The sequence below is a fragment of the Natrinema halophilum genome, assembly GCF_013402815.2.
In the GTDB taxonomy this organism is placed as follows: domain Archaea; phylum Halobacteriota; class Halobacteria; order Halobacteriales; family Natrialbaceae; genus Natrinema; species Natrinema halophilum.
In genome coordinates this window covers 1,739,142-1,759,540 of the sequence record NZ_CP058601.1, presented here as the reverse complement: position 1 = coordinate 1,759,540, position 20,399 = coordinate 1,739,142, and the positions used below count along the sequence as shown (strand labels likewise).

The window sequence follows — 20,399 nt, the reverse complement described above, 5'->3', positions numbered from 1 at the left end:
GTCCTGACTGGGTTTGGCAATCACTTCCCATACTCGACAAATGCCTCATACCCAGCCTCGCTGAACGATTCGCGGTCTATTTCGAACCCATACGCTGCTTCGAGTTCGGGGAGTGTTTTTCGCGTCTCGACGATCTTTCGTTCGAGCGCGCCCTTGCATCGAAACTCGGATGGGGCTTCGTGGCGCACCTTCCCGGCGGCTTTCAGGTAGGCGTACGGTAGCGTCACCAGATCATAGAGCCGTTTGGCGACCTCGGCGGGCAGTGATCTGTCGCGTTCGAATACGCCGAGTTTCTCGTGGGCTAGCGCCCACCGGAGCGCGGAGGGAAACGAAATACCCGACTGGAAGTCACAGACCTTCCCATGGATGTCGCGGCTTATCTCCCCGCGCAGGTCGAAGTCGTACCCGAGCGACCGGGCGACCTGTCCGTGGTCGAACCACACCAGTGCGTCGCGGGCGTATAGGCGACGCCACAGGTCGCGGTCTTCGGCTCCCCCGAGATCATAGTACGGAACGTTCAGGAGCAACGACCGTGGTGCGACGTTGATGCCGCGTCCCGAAAAGAAAAACTCGCCGTCACGGTTCCGCTCAACGGCGTGGTAGATCCGTAGAAAGTCGTCGACGATGCCATCGAAGTAGTAGTCGTCAGTGTCCATCGACTCGAGGACGTACTCGCCACGAGACTCCTGAAACGAAATGTTCCGGTCGCCGCCGAGCCAGTTGCACTCGTCGCTCCGGTCGAGGACGGCCCGAACGTGTGAATACTCCTCGGCCAACTCCCGGAGCACGTCTCGGCTGCCGTCGGTCGATCCTCCGTCGACGACGACCACCTCGACTGCCTCGGGGTCGACTTGGTCGGCCATCGACCGGAGCGACTCCTCGATGGTATCGACCATATTATAGTTGCAGACTGCGATCGAATACTGTACCATACGTGGCGTTTGGAATAGTTGCCAATAAATACGTTGTCTACCCGATGAATCCCACTACTTGAACGGCGACTGTCGCATTATCCTTCGAAGTTTTTATAGATACACCACTATCAGAGTTCGACATGTACGCGTTGCAGTACAGTCTCGGTGGAATGATACCAGCTCTTTACCAAAAGGTTTCTTTGTGTATATCTCGCTCCTTCCAGAAGAGGAACCGATTCACTGTGACGTAATAATATGATTTCAGATAACAAATCTCAGAAAATACTTCTGCCAGTCGAGATCAAGTCCCGCGAACTGTCTGGGAAGCTATTTTTGGCAGTAGTACTTGCTGGCCGAGGGTATGATGTGTATCTCGGCAACAAAATCCAGCACACCGCTCTCGACGGGATTGATCCGGACATATACTTCGAAACTGGTTCGAGAGACCACGAAGACCGATTACGACGACTCAGTGAGAGAGGGATCAAGACGGTCATTCTCGAAACGGAAGGTTCAGCGTTTCCTGGCTCCGAGGAGTTCGCGAAAGCACAGGATCCTGAGACACTCACACACGCGGACTGTTACTGTGCGTGGGGTGGTGTAGCCAAAGAGGTCGTTCAAAGAGAATCACCCGATACACGTGTCGAAATAACCGGCAATCCCCGATTCGATCTGTTACAAGAGCCACACCGAACGTTCTACGACCAGAGTGCTACTCAACTCAACGAGCAGTATGGGGAGTTTATTCTGTTCAATGCGAACTTTTCGAGGACAAATGGGCAGAAAACGGTCAAAGAGATGGCTTCTAATTTCGATGAAGATCATCCAGTCTGGAAGCGTGCGATGAAGTCTCTAAAAACACAGACAAAAATATTTGCAGAATTCGTACGTCTAATTGCTGAAACGGCAGAAAATCTCCCAGAAAAGAATATAATCGTCAGGCCACATCCGGGCGAAAACCCATCGTTTTACGAAAATAGCCTATATGCATATGACAATGTCCACGTCGAGGACCGATTCGAAGTTCGACCGTGGATAGTGGCAGCCGAGACTGTCGTCCACAACAGTTGCACGACGGGCGTTACCTCGGCGTTACTTAATACCCCTGTAATTGCATACGTCCCTGATGGCTTAGAGGCATCGTCCCTTCCAAACGAAGTTAGCGAACGATGTGAGACCGCATCTGAAGTGTGTGATTCGATACAGGGCTATCTCTCCAGTGAGGTATCGTTCGCTCTAGGCAGTACTCCAAAGTCAAAGATACGACGCCATATCGATAATATTGATTATCTATCGGCCGAGCGTATCGCTGACATCGTCGACTCGTTAACAGCCACTGAGGCCGACCGAACGCCACTGCCAGTCGACAACAAACTCCGTCTCCGGCGGGCACTCGTCCGGACAGTTGGATCGAAACGGTTTGAAGACCTATACGTAAAGCGGCTCCGTGGGGAGGACCGGCACAAATTCCCCTACACCTCAACTGCGGAGGTTGAGTCTATGGTCAACCGATTCGTTGAGGACATCAAACCGGCTGGCTTGCAAGTCGAACGCCTCCCTTACATGGTCAATGGCTTTCGACTCCATTGTAGTCGGTAGACATCATCGGTACACATAATTATCTCCATAGAGTGCCAGTGAATTGACGGACACGCTTTTAGGAAAAGCTCGGGAACTGCCTTTTCAACAAAGTCGGGCTTCATTACGCCCGGACGTATCTCCATTCAAAATTGATCGATGATATCAGAGTATACAGTGATAAATTCGACATCGCAGTCGATATCTCGAGTTCGCATTTTGCCAATGCCGAATATTTCTGCTCCGACCAGTACGTCGGAGTTGATATCGATCGTGACCGGCTCCGTCAGGGAAAGGCGGATTTCGCCACTGATCCGAACTACACTGCGATCCATGCGGATATTCACCGACCAATCTTTCAGAAGGATTCAATCGGCATGATCGTCTCCACCCACACGTTTTCACACCTTGCTCCTGACGATCGGCTACCGGTGCTTGAGCTGTTCTTGGATTATCTTACTCCCGGTGGCTGCCTCCTGCTTCAACTCGCAAACGATGCTCCAACGGCGGCGATCGCAAGTCGACTTCAAGAATCGTTTGATACGGTTCAGCGAACCGACTACTACAACGAATTTACTCGTTCATATCGTCGGTTGCACAACGGCGATGATCCGACGATGGCCGGCTGGCAACGGTATCCGAATGCTGCTATTATCGTCATCCTGTCCTTCCTCGAAGCCCTTAGCTGGCCGAATCCGACATACACCTATTCCAAATGTCTGAACAAACAGCCGGAATGAGAACTGTCGTTTCGTTTATTTTAATGTTTGGCATACCTCTGCTTGTTTGCACGCAAATATGCATCTTGGTCGATTATTCCAATGGAGTATCTCGCGAGTCAATTTCTTACGTGGTGTTTGGCATCCTTGTCCGGATTTGATCGTTGATCATCGAACCACTGTTTAAAAGATAGTGAACGTCGAGTTGTCCTCAAGTGTAACGAAGGGGATTGTCTGATTGTTTTGGTTCTAACTCCTCAGAGTAATAGAACCCTGTATTGTTCTCACCGAACGTCCGGTCTTCCGGCGGAACAAGGTTCAACCGAACATCATCGACACCTGCGTCGTCTTTGTGATGTCCGATGGAGTCAGTTCGTTGCCACTCTGTCCTGTTTTTCCCATATTCGCTCGTCACGCATCGGTTCGATGGCGTCCATGAACTCCTCTTCAGTGATCTCAAGGTAGTCGAGATAGAAATCGAGACTGTCTTGCCGGATTGGATCCCATTGTTCGACGAGATCAATCGCCTCCTCGCGTGACATCCGACCTGCAGTCACTTCATGGTGAGCGTGATCGGTTGCACGTCCGTATCCGTATTTCAGGAATTTTAGATAGCCGTGTACTACGTTCGTATGATTGTCGATATGTTCGTACTGGTTGAAGGTACGTTCACGTTTGTTCGGTTCATCTCGAAGTCATACTCTTTGACAAGGAGTCGGGTCTGTTTCAACTTGTCCCACTTGATATAGCTGCCGAGATAAATCCATCTGAACCCGACAGATTCGAATTCCGCCTCGGCTGGCACGATGTACGGAGACAGGTCGTTATGGTTACATCGACGTAAGGATTGTCGAGCATTTCTTCGGCCTCTGGCCGTGAAGACGGTTCTCTATCGTCTCCGAACTCACTTCAGGCAACGCATCCAGATCGTCCAGCTGTAGCTCCTCTGGTGGTGTCTGACCTTCGCCGAATATCTGGAGTGGCATGTCGTTTTTGATCGCAATCTGCAATGGGAATGCCGTTAATCCCGCGTGGTACGGCCACGTAATATCACCGTCTTCTTTCAGCATATACCGACTGATCTCCCGAACAGTGTCCGGTTTCGACGTACACCGAATCAGATCGCAGTTGGATTGCCTAACTAAATTACGCAGGTTTCGGAGGCCAACTTCCGAATTGTATCCATGATTGTACGTGACGAGAAGCGGGTTCATGTCGTATTTTTCGGTGAGCGTATATACGATCTAGTGGCTGTCTTTTCCACCTGACACGCCGACAATACAATCGTATTCGTTGTTTCGTTTGTCTGCGATCTGTTTGTATTCCTCGAGGATTTCTCTGAGTCGGACTTCGCGGGCTTCCCAGTCAATTTTGTGTTTGTGTTCTTCCCATCGGCAACCCGAACATACACTCGTATCATCGAACTCTATAGTCGGTTGTGTATTTCTTGGATATACACAACGTCTGTAGTAGTCCATAACATGAAATTATAAAAATAGTTGATAAACTCATCGACAATGTGAACCGTCCTACATTATAATGTCCTGAATGCCTGGCAGTTTCACACGGTCACAAACAGTAATTAACAAAATTCTGAATCACCCGCCTCCTTGGGTCGTTTGACTCATTATTCGACGATTGAGCCGAATATGTTGGATTGACGATGTTTTGTAGCGATCGTCTGGAGACGAGCTGCCGACTTTCTATGGTGATAACTGGAAATTAGATAAGAAAATCTTACAATTAGTTATGGTATATCATTCTCCAACAGCCATCGCTTTCCCTTACTTGTAACTGGGTTTACACTGGCCCCGATCTCAAAATGCTTTTAAGAGCTGAATTAGTATAAAATACCATATATGAGGGGCCATTTGTTCGTTTTTGGAATGTTTCGGTCCGGAACGACGCTTTTAGCTCGGATGCTTGACACACACGAAGATATCGTCTGTGCCTCGGATCCGATTCGTCCGTTTTACAATGCAGTACGGGATTCGGTCGCCGCCGAGCAAAGCGTCGACTTTGAGCCCTACGATCCGTTGGGTGCATATTTTGCGGACGAGAAAGCACTCGGTCTGTACGACGCTATACAGTCAACCACGTTCGAGAGGACTTTCGACCGCGATTCCGAAGAACTGGCGTCTCGTATTGTCGACCACTGTGAACCGTTCTCTCCCTACATTGCTAACGCACTCGGCCCAGAGCACACGACCGGAGATACCTTCTCGGATGTCTTTGAGCAACTACTTGCGGAAGTTCCGGCCCAGTACGGAACCGGCGACGAAGCGTGGATCGGAACGAAGGAGGTGTGGACGACAGAATTTGCACCAGCGGTGAAAGATGCGGTTCCTGACAGCAAATTCGTTCTCGTGGTTCGAGATCCGCGAGCCGTCTGTGCTTCGAAATATAGCCGTGACGCGAAATATCCGTGGCTGTTCCTCGCTCGCCAGTGGCGGAAACTGGCACTGCTCACCCACCAGTATGCGACACACGACGAGCGTCTCTCCGACGACGTGCTCGTGGTTCGATACGAGGACCTCGTCACGACGCCGGAGGAAACGTCGCGGCGAATGTGTGATTTCCTCGACATTGAACTCGATAAATCGATCCTAAACCCTGGCGAATTCACCGACGGCCGCGGCGAGCCATGGATCCAGAACACGTCGTATGAAGATGAAGAGCCGTCGTTCAACACCGATTCGGTTCGGAAGTGGGAACAGGAACTCAACGAGCGCGTGGTCAGCTACATCGAGCGGTTGTGTTTCTCCGAGATGGCGTTGTTCGACTACGAACACAAGTACGTCTCAGAGACGGGCTTCACCGACGCGGAGCTACTCGATCCGCCCACCATCCCGACCGACGAACTCGCAGAGTGGATACTGGCATACGACGGCGAGTCGACGGCTGCCGAGACAACCGGAACGCTCGGTCAGGAGGAGGCTCGGCACCGACTGCTTCAGGCTGACGACGAGCTCTTTGCGAGTCTCGACAGCCGTCTCCATCGAAGTTTCTTTCTCGAACCGGAGCTTGCGGCCGACTGCCGAGCTGCCGTCGAACGACTTACAGGTACTAACCGATGAAAGAACTCGTCGAAGAGTTGTACCTGACTAATCGCGGATTCGTCACCGATGACTACGAACAGTGTCTCGACTATATAGACGAGTACAAACTCAATCTCGATATCCACGCCTACGAAAGCGGCACCGAAATCTGGGATTCGTGGGTCGTTCCACAGAAATGGTCCGTCAATGACGCGTACGTTGCGGTCGATGGCGACCGAATTATTGATTACGACGACCACCCGCTGCATCTGATCTCCTACTCTGAGCCATTCGAGGCCACGATCACGAAGTCGGAACTCCTCGATCACGTTCACACCCACTCGGAGATGTCGGATGCGATCCCGTGGCACTTCCGACAGAACTACCGCCCGTGGGACAGCGAGTGGGGGTTCTGTGCCCGTCAGGAGACTGTCGATTCCCTCGATAGCGAGACGTACGAGGTCTGTATCGAAACAGAGTTCGAAGATGACGAAATGCTGGTGGGCGAACACCACATCGAGGGCCAGCGCGACGAAACGATCCTGCTGGCAGCCCACCTCGATCATACAGGGATGGCAAATGACGATCTCGCCGGGGTCGCTGTTGGCTGTGAGCTGATGAACCGCCTCCAGCAGCGGGAGTCGCTTACCTATTCGTATACGTTTCTCATCGTCCAGGAGTTGGTCGGTTCTGCAGCGTATTTTGCTACAAACGGCGACAAGATTGACGACGTCCAGTACGGAATCTTCCTCGAAATGCCGGGCAACGATAACCGAATCCTGCTCCAGCGAACTTTTACCGGCGAGACAAGGCTCGACCGGGTTGCAACCTACGTGCTGAATAGGACTGTCGACGACGGTGAAGTAGGGCCATTCCGGAGTCAGATCGGCAACGACGAGATAGTCTTCGAATCGCCAGGGTTCGAGATTCCGACAGTATCTGTCACACGGTTCCCCTACGAAGAATATCACACACATTTCGACAACCCGGAGATCATCTCGGAGCATCGGCTCGAACGTTACTGTTCGTATCTCGAACGGGTAATCGAAGTACTGGAATCGGACTTCGTTCCGATGCGGACCTTCGAGGGGATGCCGAGTCTCGCAAATCCGAAGTACGATCTGTATATCGATCCCAACGAGATCGAGGCGAGGGACACGGGGAACATCCACGAATTTCGCCACCGAATTCTGCGCTACCTCGATGGAGAACACACCGCCTTCGATATTGCCGACAAGTTCGACCTTGACTACGAGTTTGTCAGAAGCTATCTCGAAGAGTTCGAGGCCTGTGGACTCATCACGACCGCTGATCCACTTGCCGACTCCGATCGCTCTGCCTGAGATCGCTGTCGTTTACTCTTCGAGATAGCCGAGTTCTTCGAGTCGTTCGGTGATGTCCTGTTCTTCCGAGCGGGTGATCGAAAACGAGTAGTCGTCGTCGAGACGCTCATCGAGCACACCGAGTGTCTCCAGTTGCGTCATTACGTCGTCGACACAGTCGTCGATGGACTGCGCTTCGGTGTCGACGATGATCTCAGGATTGAGCGGTTCCTGGAACGGGTGGTTCACACCGGTGAACTTTTCGATGTTTTTCTCGCGAGCCTGTTGGTAGAGCCCTTTCGGGTCGCGCTCTTCGGCGGCCTCAACGGAGCACTTCACATAAATTTGGACGAACTCCCCCTCGTCTTCGATAATGTCGCGGGCCTGTTCCTGGGAGTCACGGAACGGGGTAATCATCCCGACAATAACAGGGATATCGTTACGATTGAGCAGTTTTGCGATGTACGCAGTTCGCCGATTGTTTGTTCGCCTGTCCTCTCGAGAGAACCCAAGATCAGGGTGGAGGTGTTTCCGAATGTCATCTCCATCGAGATTTTCGATCGGATAGCCGGCTTCGACAAGTTGGTCCTCGACATGGCTCGCCAGAGTAGATTTCCCTGCTGAGGGCCGACCCATAAACCAAAGTGTAAACATTAGTTTTCGACAAATACGTCGCCAAGTGTTAATACGGTTTCGGCAACTTCCGGTCGCATCAATTCTGCGGGCGGTTTTTTCCCGTCGGACAGCATATTTCGGAGTTTCGTACCGCTCGGCTCGAGGTGGTATTCGTTGTCGTGTGGACAAATTTTCTCCGAGACGATACCATCACAAATATGACAGTAGAAGGCATAGTGGTAATACAACGGTTCAATCCCGATATTGCCGACGGCGTCGAACAGTTCTTGTGCTTCAAAATCGCCGTAGTAGTTCCCGACGCCTGCATGGTCTCGTCCGATAATGAAGTGGGTACAACCATAGTTTTTACGAACAATCGAATCGAATATGGCCTCTCGTGGCCCGGCGTACCACATTCTGGACTTGAACATCGCAAGTGCAACCCTGTCGGTCGGATAGTAGTTATCGATTAGCGTTCGGTACCCTTGCAAAATAGCTCCGTTCATGTAATCACCCGATTTCTTTTCTCCGATCTTGGGTTGGATTAGAAGCCCGTCGACGTGCTCGAGAGCCGATTTCTGCAGATACTCGTGCGCACGGTGGGGAACGTTCCGCGTCTGGAAGCCGACGACCGTATCCCAGCCGTGTTTTTTGAACAGGACGCGCGTTTCCTTTGGTGTGAGGTCGTGGTCTCCCCGCCGGGTGATCGCATCCGGAAACGCTTTGATCGGCCCACCAATGAAGAACGGCGCCTTCGACTGGATGGTCCGCACGCCGGGGTGGTCGTCGTCGGTGGTTCCGAACAGTTGAGTACAGACCTCGTCTTCGTTGTAGCGGTAGACGGTATCAACGTCTAAAATCCCGACAGGTGTCCCGTTAGATACTGTGATCCCGATCCTCTCGCCTGGCTTGACATCGTTTGCCGTTTCGGCGTCGACATCGAGGACGACCGGAAGCGGCCATGGGACGCCGCTTTCGAGCGTAATATCGTTGACAACTTTCATAAAGTCGTTGCGAGACATGAACCCATTGAGCGGGCTGTAGACGCCCTGGGCGAGGTTTGCGAAGTCGAAAAAGAGGTTCCAGTCGAGTTCGACAGTAAAGAGGTCGTCAAAACCGGTCTGTATCTCTTCGGCCCTCTGTGGAGTGACGACCCTGTCGACGAGAGTGTTGCCGTGTGGTTGGATCATCGTTTATCACCCTGAGCTGAAACGTAACAAGTGCTGTGATTCATCCGTATTGAGGCTACATCTACCAATACAACCATGGCTGCTCGGTTTTATCAACGATTTCCCACATATTGTATGCATCTGTCACATATACCCCAGGTCCTCGAGTCGCTTCTGAGTCGCATCGTCGACTTCGGCATCGGAGTCCCTTCGCACGCCACGATCCGTTATCGAGTCGCATCGCTCGTCGACGACGTCGTCGTCCGAATCCGACGCGAGCCAGGACGCGAACGCATCGGCGACATCGACTCGTCGCCGCTTGTCACGCCACGAGAGGAACTTGCGAACCGTCTCCCCGTCGGACTCGTACACCGCTCGACAGTCACCGTTGAACCGGTAGAGATCACCGGCATACCGAGACGCCCGTTCCTCCATCGGCTCTTCGAGGCCGTGTGAGGAAACCACGACCGGCTCGTCGGGGATGAACGACGCCGCGGTGCCTGCGAGCGTTTCCCTTACCACGGTCGGGAACTGGGTGAGCGTCGCCGGTTCGTCGACGCGGTCGCCGACACCACCGCCCGGCGGGCGGACGAGCAGCGGGACGTGACAGAGCACTTCGTGGATTCCGGCACCGTGGGCGGCGACGCGTGCGTTCGGCTGTGGGCTGTCTCGGTCACCACGGATACGGCTCGGTTCGCCGAATCCTTCGCCATGGTCGCTGGTAACCACGAGCAGGGTATCGTCGAGGACGCCGCGCTCACGGAGCCTTCGAACGATCCGTTCGATCTGTGTGTCCATCTGGTGGATCGTCCCGTCGTACAGCCCCTCCAGGGCCTTCCGTTGCCACCACGGTCGCTTTCCGCCGTTGAACTCCCAGACCTGATCGTCCATCTCGTCTTGGAGCGCCCGGAGACGCTTGCCGCCCCATTTGTCGTGCTCCGCGTCCGGGAGGTACGGCAGGTGGGCGTCCATGAAGTTAATCGTCGCTGCCCACGGTCCCGACTGCTCGGCCTGCCAGTCGAGGAATAGATCGCCGTACACCTCGGCTGGCGTCGAGGAGGTGAACCGATCCGGCAGTAGTTGCGGATAGTCCCACGCGAGTTTTGTGAACGCACCGTTGGCGAGTGATTGAAGCGTGTCATCGCGGTCGAGACAGCGACGGAGGAATTGCGTGTACTGTCCCTGTCCCTCCGAGAGCACGAAGTTCGAGGGATCGATAGCGTCTGGGAACAGGAGGTTCCGAGCCCCCTCGACGGTGTCGAACGCATCACGGAGTCCACAGTCCATATCGGTGATCCACGTATTTTCGGAGAACACACCCGTCGTATACCCGTTGTCGTTGAGTTCTTCGAAGATCGTGTGACCGGGTTCGAGTTTGTGTCGCGCCCGCGTGATTCCGTGCTCGAGGACGTGGAACCCAGTAAAGATGCTCGTGTGGCTGGGAAGACTCCACGTTCCTGGGCTGCGGGCCTGTTCGTAGACGGTAGCCTCGTTGGCGAGTTCGGACAGATACGGTGTCGTTTCGTGTGTGTGGCCGTGCAGGGAGGTGTTTCTCGCACGAACGCTGTCCATAACGATCAGCAGGACGTTCGTCATTCTTCGTCACCCTCCTCGGGGACGCGCCAGACAGCACTTTCCCAGCCGTCGGGGTACGTGCCACGGCGTGGCGAGAGGAGTCCGAGTTTCCGCAGTAGGAGTTTCGCCGCCTTCGGCACCATCTGACGTGGGTGTCGTCGGACGAGATACCACAGCCACTCGACGTGTTGGGTCGTAGTAAACTCCCCGGCGGCATCATGGTGGGGAATCAGCCGACGGGGGAGTCGCACGACCGATGCACCGGTGTTCCGACATCGGATGACGAAATCCGTGTCCCCACCGTGTGGTCTCGACTCGTCGAAACCGCCGATCTGCTCCCAGAGCGATCTGTGGAACACCATATACCGGCCGAGGATGCCGTCCATCGGCCAGTAGTCTTCGAGTCCGGCCAGATGTAGCGGATGCATGCTGTCGATCAGCCACGCAGTGAGTCGAGTCGGGAACGTCACATCGTCGTCGACGAGGACGATCCACTCTCCGTCGGCCCGTTCGATCCCCCGGTTTCGAGCGACGTTGAGACCCTCCTCGGTGGCGATAATCGGATCAATCCAGCTCGGGAGGCTTTCGGCCGTGAAGTTTCGCTCCCGTGCGGTCGGAATGACGACCGATGCCGACTCGAACACTGTTTCCAGGTCGACGGCTTCGTGTGGCTGCTGGCTACGACTCTGTATCGACTCGAACTCTGACTCGTTGACCATGCGGTTGTCGCTAGTACCTCTTCTGACGCCCACCTATAAGCTCTGCGAGGTGAGCCAGTAGTGGTTGATGGATGGGATGGCAGTGGTCGTCGGGTCAACGCCGAGTGGTTCTCGGCGGAGACTGAACGTCGAGAGCGTCACTCCATATACCCGAGGTCGGCAAGTCGCTCCTCGACGACCGCCTCGCGCTCTGCCTGCTCTGCTCGGCTCTCGCCTCGCACCTGTGGAGTTGGAATCGCATCCGAATCGAGGTACTCGACAGCCGGCTCGTCCGCTAGCAGTTCGGACTGGACCGTTCCGTCGAATTCCGGCGAGAGCGGCTCACCCATCGCCGCGAGCAGCGACGGTAGCAAATCAACGATAGACATTCCCTCGATTTCGCCAGTGCCGAATAGCGGTCCCGTGGCAGCGATGAGACCACGGTATCTGTGTTCGAAGTTCTCGGTCGGACTCGTGTAGCCGCCGGTCGGTGACCAGTGGGTGATCGCGTGGTAGCCGGATGCAGGCCGTGAGATCACGTCTGGCATCTCGGTGCTGGGGTCGGCATAGGCCTCCTCGGGAGTGAGTACGTCACGAAAGATCCGCTCGCCGTCGACGGTCAGCTCACGGAGGCCGGAGACGAGCTCGCGCTGGAGTTGCTCCCGTTCGTCGGCACTCACCTTCGGACTTTCGAAGCGGTCGTCGTTGAGGTATAGACAGCCGTACCGGAGCTGCCACGCTGTCGATTCGGGGTAGTCGACGTCCGGCGTCGAGGCCTCGTGAATCCGGTCGCCGAGGCCGCTCCCGAGGAGCCGGTTGTGGACTAACCGGAAGAAGTCGTAGAGTCGATCGGACCGTCTCGACAACGATTGTGCGGTCGATACACCGAATTCAACCGTTCGGTCAGCGAGGCGGTCGACGACACCGTGACTCTTGCTATCGTCGTTTGAGGTTACTGAGAGGTAGCCCTGTTCGTGTAGCCAGTCAGCGAGGTGGATCGTATGGTGTTTGTACTCGAAGCCGTGGTCACTCATCAGCACGACGTTTTCCCCCAACTCGGCGAGTTCTTCGACTGCTTTGCCGATGTCTTCGACAATTGTTCGATAGAATTCTTCGCGTTTTGCCTCGGAAGTGAGCTTCGAGAGCATATGTCCGGCCCAGTCAGTTGCCGAGAACAGTACGAAGCCGAACCGCGGGTCGTGCGTCTCGAAGGCTTCCCGCGCGAACCGCTCCCGAGACGCGATAATGTCACGGAGGTGGTCACGGTAGACGTTCGGTCGCTGCTTCTTCGAGTGGTCGTGCATCGGATTGTACGCCTCGTAGGTATCGAGGTCGCGCAACGGTTCGGGGACCATCTCCGCTTTCGTCTTCTCGAGCAACGACGACTCGACGAGCGTACCGTCTGCGCAGGGAATACGACCTGTGGAGGCTGGAAGATTGAGAAAGAGAGCGTCGTCGAGAAAATCGTACACTGCTGCATCACTCGTATTAGGTTTCACTGGCCCGTACTCGTACTCGCTTGACACCTGATTCATATTGTGGACACCGTGACTGCCGGGATCCTTTCCCGTCGCAAACGAAGTCCACGCTGGAATCGTCGTCGGCGTGTCGACGCTCATCAAGTCACCGGAAACTCCCTGTTCTCTCACAGAATCCAAATAGGGAAATGAAACGTCAAAACGGTCCAACATATTATACGAAAGACCGTCAAGCCCGATTACGAGTATTTCCATACTGTTCCGTCCCCAGTTTTAAATGATAAAACTTTCGAGTACCATGACGTATTCACCAGATACTGACTATTCGATGTCGGTGAGGATTCTCGAGGGCATTCGCGATTTTGAACTGCACGTCCAAACAAAACGTTCTGAGATGAACATGTTAGTATACTTACTAAATCGACGGTAATCGTTCTCGGTGTTTCTCTGGTAGGCCTCTCCCATCCTGTTTCCCCTCGTTTCGGGCATTTTTGCTGGCCATGGGACTTCGGGCACCAGAATGGTGCCAGACGAGCGGTGCCATCAACTTACCCAGCAATGACTCGTAGTTTAGAAATTCAACGATACCTCCACCAGGGCTCTGGAACAACTCCTCCCGGTCGGTGGCGTAGAAAAAGCCGTGGATGTGGACGACATCGACAAGTCCGTGCTGATCGTGTTCGAGACGGTCTTACACACAGATACGGCGGGGTATGGGCCTGAATCGAGTTCATGGAACACTCGTTTGTCGTAGCCCTTGTCGGCGGCGAGAGAACGCAGATCGCCCGCCGAAATATGGCTTCAGAGATACGGTTTCTACTGAAACCAGCTACTCTACCCAATACCGTGAGCGCCTTCCGTGTTAGTAATCTCAATCGAACAGTCGGCGTATCCAATCTGTTGCTAGACCGGTCCAAAATAACCGCGAGTATATGACAAGGCTTATTCTTGGCTTTGGTCTGGTGCAACCTAATGAGTACAGACACCGAACACGTTGAGGAGGGGGCTGTAACCTCTGTCCTCGAGTCGTGGCGGGACTGGTATCACCTTCCCGTTATCGGGCTCGTGATGCTGTTTATGGTCTGGGTACGAACCCAATCGTACGACCGATTCGTTACCAACGACGGCACACCTGCACTCGCGGGGATCGACTCGTGGTATCACTGGCGAACGATCAACTGGACGGCCGAGAACTATCCCCACACGATGCCCTACGAGGTCTGGACTGGGTTCCCGACCGGCAACTACGTCGGCCAGTTCGGGACGCTGTACGACCAGCTCATCGTCACTGTGGCGATGATCGTCGGCCTCGGCGACCCATCGGCCGAGACGCTGTATGCGGTATCGCTACTCTCCATCCCGATTATGGCTGCGCTCGTAGCAGTCCCCGTCTTTTATGCGGGACGGCGCCTCGGGGGAACGCTCGGTGGAATCGTCTCAGTTCTCGTTCTCGCACTTACGAAGGGACAATTCCTCGCGCGTTCGACGGTAGGCCAACTCGATCACCACATCGGGGAGGTACTGTTCATGGCGATTGCTGTCGTTGCGATGATGGTTGCCCTCACCGTGGGCGAACGTGAAAAACCGGTTTACGAACTGGTCGTCGACCGAGACTGGACCGCTCTCCGTACACCAGCCATTTATAGCGCACTTGCTGGCCTTGCACTGACACTGTACATCTGGGTCTGGCCTGCTGGTATCCTGCTGATCGGTATTTTCGGGATCTTCTTTACCATCCAACTTATTCTCGACTACGTCCGCGGAATCTCTCCGGATCATATCGCCTTCACCGGCGTGGTGAGTTTCGGTCTAACTGCGTTTTTGACGATGCTGCTTATCGAACAACCGGGTTTCAGCACGACGAGTTTTAGCTTCCTTCAGCCTCTGGCCGCCCTCTTCGTGGCGGCTGGCTGTCTCTTTATGGCCTGGCTCGCCCGCGAGTGGAACAAACGCGGCCTCGAGCGCCACTACTACCCAGCAGCGGTCGGGGGCATTATCATCGCTGTCTTGGCCGTCATGTGGCTTGCGCTACCTAGTCTCTTCAACACGCTCGTTGGAAACCTCACTAGTCGCTTGCTCCCGCTTAACCCAAGTACGGGCACCCTCACCATCGTCGAGGCCCAGCCGCCGGATAACTTCTTCAACACTGTCTTCGCCGAGTTTGGCAGTGCGTTCTACACGATGCTCGCGGGACTGGCCTTCCTTGCGATTCGGCCGCTGCTCGGCCGGAACTATCGCACCGAACACACGCTCGTCATTGTCTGGACACTCTTCCTGATCAGCATGGCCGCGACGCAGGTCCGCTTCATGTATTACCTCGTACTCGCGGTCGCGATCGTCAATGCGGCGTTCGTCTCCGAACTCGCCCAACTCTTCGATCTGGATCTCGAGAGCAGTCTCGAGTCCGTCAAGCAGGTAGAAACCTACCAGGTTATCGTCGTCTTCCTCGTCGTCCTCCTCCTGTTCGCGCCGCTTCTTCCGCCGCTGGCGCAGGCGACTGCCTGGGATCACGCGGAGGCGACGGGTCCGCAGTCCGACGCGATGCTCTGGGAGGAGTCGACCCACTGGCTCAAAGACAATACGCCCACGCCGGGGAACTACGGCGGGGCGAACAACGGAGACGAACTCGACTACTACGGGACTTACACGCCCGGTGATGGTGACTACGAATACCCCGAGGGTGCTTATGGTGTGATGTCGTGGTGGGACTACGGCCACCTGATAACGACACAGGGGGAGCGGATTCCACATTCGAACCCGTTCCAGCAGAACGCCAGAACGTCGTCTGCGTTCCTGACTGCCCAGTCCGAAGAGCGGGCGGAACTGATCCTCGACGGTATTTCCGAGGACCAGCCCGTCGTCGGTCGGTCGACCGAGGAACTCCGACAGTCGGTGTCGGGCAACGACTCGAGCGAGCAAGAGGAAATGCGCTACGTAATGATCGACAGTCAGATGGCCAGCGGAAAGTTCAACGCGATCACGGAGTGGACCGGACCGGATTACAGTCACTATTACGGTGGCGAGCAGTTCCAGCTCGGAGAGAATCAGTCACGAACGCTGCCAAGCGCGAACTCGAACTACGACAATACGACGATGTCGTCGCTGTATCTCCAGGATGCAACCGGGATGGAACACTATCGGTTGGTCCACGAGAACGACAATTACGCGATCGTCGGCAGTATGGCCGTCGGGGGACAGGTTCGGCCACACCATTCGGTGGGGCTCAGGGAAACCGGCTGGACGAATCAGACGCAAGCAATTTCGGACGGGCTCACGCAGGCTCGCACCAACAACCAGGTCTTCCAGGGGCTCAGAACACCGATGTGGGACGCGCACGTCGTTTCCTCGGTAAAGACGTTCGAACGCGTCGAAGGTGCGACGATTACGGGAAGCGTCAACGATGCAGCTGGGATCGACGCCGGTACCGCAACGGCGGTGGTCGCAGTCGAACTCGAGACCGATACCGGTCGGACGTTCATCTACAGGCAGCAAGCGGAGCTTGCAGATGATGGCTCCTTCGAGGTGACGGTCCCGTACGCGACGAACGACGAACTCAGCGTCGAGGACGGATACACCGACAGTAGCGTCGAGGCGACCGGCAACTATACCGCGACGGTCCTCTCGACCGGTGGCCAAGAGCCGACGTACTACAGCGGCCAGACGGCCGTCCCCGAGACTGCAGTGGTAAACGGCGAGTCGATCGACGTCTCCCTCGAGGAAGTCGAGAGTCCCCCGAACAATGAGACGGGCGGCAACGAAACGGGTGGGAACGAGACTGGCGGCAACGAAACGGACGGCAGTACCGATTCGGGTAACTCCAGTTCATCCGACGATGGAGCGACGGCAGACGAGACCACGAACACGGTCGCACCGGTTGCGGCTAAACCAGCACACTGAGTCGGTGCGCAAGTACCGTCCGTTCTTTTCTCCGTATCAGGATGGCATCCCGGGCCACGACGATTGGGCATTCCAAGTCGCTTCTATCTCTTCGGATCGTCGGTGACGGGCGCAACGATGAGTGGGAGCAGGCCTCGAGCACGTCTACAATGGGCCGTCTTCGTGTGTGGTGACGCGTCGCTGGTGTCGTCCAGAGCGACAGGGAGCGTTTTGAAAGAGGGATAACTATCGTCGTGACTACGTGTTTGACCCGGTCCGACGCCGATCCACTCCTGACTCATCGACACCACATCGAGTACATCGTGAGATACGTCGACGGAGTCTATCCACGAGCAAACGTTGCTTCGGTGGGTTTCAGCATCTAAAGCCGAAACTGGCGAACCTAGGTAGTTGCGAAGGGACACCACGATATTGAGACCGCGCCAGACACTCGGGATCGCACCATGCTCTCGAGTTGGGCGCAGGGTTCGTAAACGCACACCGCGTCGACGACCCGTACCAGACGCGATGGCGTCTCGAGGGCGTTACCTCTCCCCGTCAAATGATATGAGTTGCGTCTACAGCGACCGCTGGTAGGCTGACGAGGATGTCACTCCCTGATGACGATGCGTAGCATCAAGTGACTGTCCGTACTATTTTTATACCTCCGTGAACAGTGACATCGTGGCAGTTTGGGCGCGGGGATCTACGTAGCTACACGCGGCTCGGTAGCTGTCGTGACCGACTGATCGGCTGGTCGGCTGGTCGGCTGGTCGGCTGGTCGGCTGGTCGGCTGACCGGCTAAACGGTTGCTATCACCGCTGTTGGTCGAAATGCGTGCATCCGCGCGGGGACGGATCGGTTACCAATCTGTACCGCCGATGCGACCGAACAGGTTGGCGAAGTCGCCCGGCTACTGCGGGCGACGAATCCGCGACGCCGTGGCGTCTGCGGCCCTCATCCCCTGTGGACGGCGATAGAACGTCGATTCAACGGTGCTTTCGGTTGTCCAGCAGAGACGGTCCTTGATTCATAAAAATTCGTATACGTAACTATTAGAAAAATTTATTTCCACAGGCGACAACCGATGGAATGCAATGTCCGCGAAAGACAGCATGAAAGACTACCTCGCAAAGCACCCACGAATGATCGGCGCCCTGTTCACCCTGTTCGTCCTGCTCAGTCAGGCCGGATCAGTCGCAGCAGGAAGTACGTCTCAGATCGGCCCATAATTACGATTCGACGCAGCAGTAGTCCTTTTCTCCGCAGATTACGCCGCTTGTAAATGTCGTCACGACGCCGCTGAGATATCGGTCTCGATCAATCGAGTAACGCAGTCCCGACCCCATCGTTCCAGTGCAAGGAATTGTCACACAGGACTGGAAGTTCCGTCCATGTAAAGTACTCCCGGAGTGGGTCCGTATCGACTCGAGTGGACGGCGTTCGTCCCGGTGTTAGATGCCGGTCGGCGACCGATTCGAGCGTCGATGCAGTTGCGGTTCCGAGTTTGAACTCTTTGGTCGAGTACGACTGGACGCCAAAGTCGAATGTATTTTCGTCGCGTGATTCGAGTTCGATCAACATCGGTGCGCCGCCGTCCGTCTGGGCGATGTCAGCCGAACCGTCGCCGACGATGAGATACTGATCCCCGAGTCCCGCGTTCGTGCGAGCGATCTCGAGTGCGCCCCGGAGCGGGAAGCCGCGGTTGAGTAATCTGGCCATGGTCTGACCGGCCGTAACGGCGTTTTCGTTGATTACGTCGGTGTACGTACTGACGCCGCCGAACGCGCCGCGGCGCGTGAGCGCGAGTCCCTGTTCGTACGATCGGCACGCGTTGAGGAAGAAGACGCCCACGTCGACCGACTCGAGCGTTCGGACGTCGAGGTCGTCGTCGGAGCAACGGATCCCGTCTTCGGTCGCGTGGCCGATGTAGTGGAAGAAGTCGAAGCCGCCGTCGGTGAGGAGGGTGGCGAGTCGGTCCGTGTCGATGCCAAACTCGGAGTGGATTTCGAAGGGCAGGAGCTCTCGATTGCCGTAGGTTTCGTCGAGGAGGTCGTGCTCGTCGATCATCCGTGCATCGTTACAGACGAGCAGGATTTCGATCGTCTCGCCGGGCTCCCTGTGATCCAGTTGATTCCGGTAGGCCTCGAGTGTCGCTTTCGAGGCCTGTTGTGGGATGCCGTCGCCGAACCAGGCGTGTTCGACGGCTTCGTCCGTCACCGACGGCACGACGAACGCCGATTCGTCCTGAAGCGGCGAGGTGGAGCGAACCGTCGACGACGAACGAACCGTCGACGCCGAGCGGACCAGTCCCGATCCCGTGGTTGCCGGCTGGGGAAGCGATTCCGGCGGCCGACCGCTGGTGTCACGGACCACCCCGAGTTCGTTGACGATAAAGGGCAGCAGCGTCGCGCTGTCCGGGGTGGATGGAACGTGGGCGGTCAGCGGCCACCGCGGGACGTGCGGTTCGATCACATCGAACGGAACCTCGAGGTACCGTTCGAGCCGGCGCGGAAGCGAGCGTTCGTACGTGTCCGCAAGTTCGAACGGCAGGTCGTCTTCCAACGACGTCCGTTCGAGGAGTTCGTACTGGAAGACGCCTTCCGTGCGGGTGAGGCAATCCAGAAAGAAGAACCGCTTTAAGAGACTGGCAATCTCGTCTTCGAACGATCGGACGGTCGAAAGCGGGTACTCGAATCGCGGCGTCTCGAGTACTGGGTCGGAACCCGGCTCGATCGTGGCCCCCAGGAAAAACGCGAGCGGCGCGGCCTGATACAGCGACGAGAACTCTCGAGGGACGGTGAGCGTGATGTCGCCGTTCGGGCGGTCGACGGCGTCGGGAATGTCGAGGTGATCGCCGAGTTCGATCAACGGCGGATGGCCGCGAAGCGTCGGCCACGTCCGCTCGGCCGACGTCGTTTTCAGGGCGGAGGGAAGCGCTGCGACGGCCTCCATCACCGAGTCGATATCGGGGGACGTGGTGATCGTCCCCACCGGCTGATCGTGTGGCGACCGCGCGCCACATTCGATCGTGGTCTCGTGGTCGGTGCTGATCTGGATCGACGTCAGTCCGATGTCGATCGTCCCCGGTGCATCGATGCGACAGTAGAGTTTGATCGGACCGCTTAGACCGACGAACTGGGTTCGATCCTCGAGCGTGGTCGTTTCGCCTGCGTCGAAGTTCGCCTCCGTTCGCCCGGTTTCGTCGTGGACGGTAACTGAGTACAACTGACTGAACGCGAGGGAGTCGGTTTCGACACGGCACGTCCGATCGACCGGAAAGCAGAACTGTTCCGGATCGATGGAATCGAACGATACTGTCCCTGTCGTTCCGATCTGGACGCGTCGTTGCTCGATCGAATCATACACCTCGATCCCATTCGGGTTCGCCGTTTCAGTGAACGCGATCGTCATATC

The 20,399-nt window shown here is 55.9% G+C and carries 15 protein-coding genes; 6 read left to right on the top strand and 9 right to left on the bottom strand.

Features of this window, described 5'->3' with window-relative positions; genetic code table 11:
- Positions 1-20: 20 nt before the first annotated feature.
- Positions 21-932: a glycosyltransferase family 2 protein gene (locus HYG82_RS29360; protein ID WP_179260622.1), complete on the bottom strand. Its 912-nt coding sequence runs from the start codon at positions 930-932 to the stop codon at positions 21-23.
- 237 nt (positions 933-1,169) lie between these two features.
- On the opposite strand from HYG82_RS29360, the gene HYG82_RS29355 reads away from it, so the two are divergent.
- Together HYG82_RS29355 and HYG82_RS29350 are read left to right on the top strand one after the other, a co-directional pair.
- Positions 1,170-2,513, top strand: coding sequence for a surface carbohydrate biosynthesis protein (locus HYG82_RS29355; protein ID WP_179260621.1), 1,344 nt, complete (start codon positions 1,170-1,172; stop codon positions 2,511-2,513).
- Between the two features lie 131 nt (positions 2,514-2,644).
- Complete coding sequence (locus tag HYG82_RS29350; protein ID WP_179260620.1) at positions 2,645-3,232, top strand: class I SAM-dependent methyltransferase; 588 nt, start codon at positions 2,645-2,647, stop codon at positions 3,230-3,232.
- Positions 3,233-3,579: 347 nt separating this feature from the next.
- Here HYG82_RS29350 and HYG82_RS29345 read toward each other — a convergent pair whose 3' ends face one another.
- Positions 3,580-3,753, bottom strand: coding sequence for a hypothetical protein (locus tag HYG82_RS29345; protein WP_179260619.1), 174 nt, complete (start codon positions 3,751-3,753; stop codon positions 3,580-3,582).
- Between the two features lie 288 nt (positions 3,754-4,041).
- Positions 4,042-4,281, bottom strand: coding sequence for a hypothetical protein (locus HYG82_RS29340; RefSeq protein ID WP_179260618.1), 240 nt, complete (start codon positions 4,279-4,281; stop codon positions 4,042-4,044).
- Between the two features lie 789 nt (positions 4,282-5,070).
- Between HYG82_RS29340 and HYG82_RS29335 the strand changes: the two genes are divergently transcribed.
- Positions 5,071-6,288 (top strand): sulfotransferase family protein, encoded by a 1,218-nt coding sequence (locus tag HYG82_RS29335; protein WP_284145033.1) that lies wholly within the window; start codon positions 5,071-5,073, stop codon positions 6,286-6,288.
- Positions 6,285-7,592 (top strand): DUF4910 domain-containing protein, encoded by a 1,308-nt coding sequence (locus HYG82_RS29330; RefSeq protein ID WP_179260616.1) that lies wholly within the window; start codon positions 6,285-6,287, stop codon positions 7,590-7,592. The genes HYG82_RS29335 and HYG82_RS29330 overlap by 4 nt, the downstream gene beginning before the upstream one ends.
- A 12-nt stretch (positions 7,593-7,604) precedes the next feature.
- Here HYG82_RS29330 and cysC read toward each other — a convergent pair whose 3' ends face one another.
- From cysC to HYG82_RS29305, 5 genes are all read right to left on the bottom strand, one after another.
- Complete coding sequence (cysC, locus tag HYG82_RS29325) at positions 7,605-8,225, bottom strand: adenylyl-sulfate kinase (protein WP_284145032.1); 621 nt, start codon at positions 8,223-8,225, stop codon at positions 7,605-7,607.
- Positions 8,225-9,376, bottom strand: a complete 1,152-nt coding sequence (sat, locus tag HYG82_RS29320; protein ID WP_179260614.1) for a sulfate adenylyltransferase — start codon at positions 9,374-9,376, stop codon at positions 8,225-8,227. Before sat ends, cysC begins: the two co-directional genes overlap by 1 nt.
- A 123-nt stretch (positions 9,377-9,499) precedes the next feature.
- Positions 9,500-10,951 (bottom strand): sulfatase, encoded by a 1,452-nt coding sequence (locus tag HYG82_RS29315; protein WP_179260613.1) that lies wholly within the window; start codon positions 10,949-10,951, stop codon positions 9,500-9,502.
- Positions 10,948-11,649, bottom strand: coding sequence for a glycosyltransferase family 2 protein (locus HYG82_RS29310; RefSeq protein WP_179260612.1), 702 nt, complete (start codon positions 11,647-11,649; stop codon positions 10,948-10,950). Before HYG82_RS29310 ends, HYG82_RS29315 begins: the two co-directional genes overlap by 4 nt.
- Before the next feature lie 137 nt (positions 11,650-11,786).
- Complete coding sequence (locus HYG82_RS29305) at positions 11,787-13,361, bottom strand: alkaline phosphatase family protein (protein ID WP_179260611.1); 1,575 nt, start codon at positions 13,359-13,361, stop codon at positions 11,787-11,789.
- A 717-nt stretch (positions 13,362-14,078) separates the two neighbouring features.
- On the opposite strand from HYG82_RS29305, the gene HYG82_RS29300 reads away from it, so the two are divergent.
- Both HYG82_RS29300 and HYG82_RS44285 read left to right on the top strand, forming a co-directional pair.
- On the top strand, positions 14,079-17,003 hold the full coding sequence (locus tag HYG82_RS29300; protein ID WP_179260610.1) for an oligosaccharyl transferase, archaeosortase A system-associated: 2,925 nt from the start codon (positions 14,079-14,081) through the stop codon (positions 17,001-17,003).
- A gap of 1,076 nt (positions 17,004-18,079) precedes the next feature.
- A complete protein-coding gene (locus HYG82_RS44285) occupies positions 18,080-18,214 on the top strand; it encodes a DUF7503 family protein (protein WP_284145031.1) in 135 nt (44 codons plus the stop codon).
- An 88-nt stretch (positions 18,215-18,302) separates the two neighbouring features.
- Here the strand turns inward: HYG82_RS44285 and HYG82_RS29295 are convergent, their stop codons facing one another.
- Positions 18,303-20,396 (bottom strand): hypothetical protein, encoded by a 2,094-nt coding sequence (locus tag HYG82_RS29295; protein ID WP_179260609.1) that lies wholly within the window; start codon positions 20,394-20,396, stop codon positions 18,303-18,305.
- Between the last annotated feature and the right edge of the window lie 3 nt (positions 20,397-20,399).